At 45.3% G+C, this 1,462-nt stretch carries 3 protein-coding genes; all 3 read left to right on the forward strand.

Features of this window, described 5'->3' with window-relative positions; translation table 11 throughout:
- The first annotated feature begins 198 nt into the window (after positions 1-198).
- The 3 genes from QEH52_RS19600 to QEH52_RS19605 are packed head-to-tail and all read left to right on the forward strand — an operon-like array spanning position 199 to position 1,370.
- Complete coding sequence (locus QEH52_RS19600; protein ID WP_308952652.1) at positions 199-411, forward strand: hypothetical protein; 213 nt, start codon at positions 199-201, stop codon at positions 409-411.
- Complete coding sequence (locus QEH52_RS20585; RefSeq protein ID WP_345785486.1) at positions 408-773, forward strand: type II toxin-antitoxin system PemK/MazF family toxin; 366 nt, start codon at positions 408-410, stop codon at positions 771-773. The genes QEH52_RS19600 and QEH52_RS20585 overlap by 4 nt, the downstream gene beginning before the upstream one ends.
- 54 nt (positions 774-827) lie before the next feature.
- Positions 828-1,370: an NfeD family protein gene (locus QEH52_RS19605; RefSeq protein ID WP_308952653.1), complete on the forward strand. Its 543-nt coding sequence runs from the start codon at positions 828-830 to the stop codon at positions 1,368-1,370.
- Positions 1,371-1,462: the final 92 nt, after the last annotated feature.

Genomic DNA, 1,462 nt, shown 5'->3' on the forward strand with positions numbered 1-1,462 from the left:
CTGGTAATAGTTCTTTTCATTATTCATATATTAGTTCTTACTATAGTGGACTTTAACCACATTTACACCGTGCCCATGCTGGGCACACTCCAGTCGAGCGACTCAATAGATTTCGCTGGCGCTCATCTATGCATAGCCTCACCGATGGACGAAGAAATGAACTTGAGATTTCCAACAACTCAGACAATCTAGAGTCAAATGAGCACAGCAGAACAGATCATCCATGAAATAGCGTCCCTTCGGCCCGAGAAACAAACCGAAGTTCTTGAATTTGTGGAATTTCTGAAAGAAAAAGAAAGAAGACACGAGGAGAACAGCCTTCAGAAGTCTTCTCTTGCCTCGGCCATGCGTGGCATGGAGGAAGAAGATTGCCTCTACAGCGAATCAGACATCATCGAGAGAGTCGGATGATATCGGAGGGCGATATTCTTTTGTTTCGGTTCCCTCAATCAGATTTGGGCGTTGGCAAGCTACGTCCAGCCTTGCTAATAAAGAGAATATATGGGGATTTTGACGATTGCTTAGTGTGCATGATCAGCACTCAGACTCGACATCAGATTCCAGAATTAGAAATCGTGTTATCTGAAATGTCTCCTGACTTTGAAAAAACGGGGCTAAAAAAGGAAAGCTTGGTTCGGACGAGTCGACTCGCCGTGGTTCAGGAATCCATATTTAGCGGCAAGCTTGGCACTCTGCCAGCGGAACTATTTAGAGATATACGAATCCGATTGGCCGATTGGATTCGCAGTGAAGAGTCCATCAAGTCGCGGTAGTCAACAGATTTCGCTGACGCTCATCTGTGACTACGCTCGACGTTAGCTAAGAAAATGAATGAAGTCCTCACAGGTCTATCTGCATACAGCATCACGATGCTGCTCTTGTGGTTATTTACCCGTAAAGACAAAAAAGTAGAAAAGAACTGGAAGAAGCCATTCGGTATTTTTATTCGAATGGCAGCCCTGTTTGCATTGCTACACCTCTTTTTAGTCACCTTACCTTTTGAGACTTGGCAGTCCTACTCCGTCATCATTTGCGCCATAGCATTTTCATTTCTCTGGCAGCTCTACGATTTCGACCTTATAGCCGTATTGATCATCTTTTGGTTGATCTACCAGTGGGCTTTTTGGTTCCCAGTGAAGGATGAAGTCATCCTTCACTGGGAACCAAAACAAAAGAAGAAATCCGAACTTGAAGGCTTACCTAAATATGGAGTTGCAAGCACAGATCTGAAGCCGATTGGAAGGATTACGATCGAAGGAAAAGAGCATACGGCGATCTCGACACTTGGATTTGTAAGCAGCGGAGAACGAGTTTTAATCGAAGGGTCGAATGGGATTGAACTTAGAGTCCGAAAGGAAACAATCAGCTAATCGGGTAGACGGGAGCATTAACTCTCCCGTCCCCCACATCACCCCCGATTCGCTATGCTCATTCCCCTTCGGCGGGACTGACAGCGGCCATA

The sequence above is a fragment of the Thalassobacterium maritimum genome (assembly GCF_031127805.1).
Lineage (GTDB): Bacteria > Verrucomicrobiota > Verrucomicrobiia > Opitutales > Coraliomargaritaceae > Thalassobacterium > Thalassobacterium maritimum.

Coding starts and splice junctions, on each gene's coding strand:
- QEH52_RS20585 (WP_345785486.1), top strand. CDS start 408: ATGATATCGGAGGGCGATATTCTTTTGTTTCGGTTCCCTCAATCAGAT.
- QEH52_RS19600 (WP_308952652.1), top strand. CDS start 199: ATGAGCACAGCAGAACAGATCATCCATGAAATAGCGTCCCTTCGGCCC.
- QEH52_RS19605 (WP_308952653.1), top strand. CDS start 828: ATGAATGAAGTCCTCACAGGTCTATCTGCATACAGCATCACGATGCTG.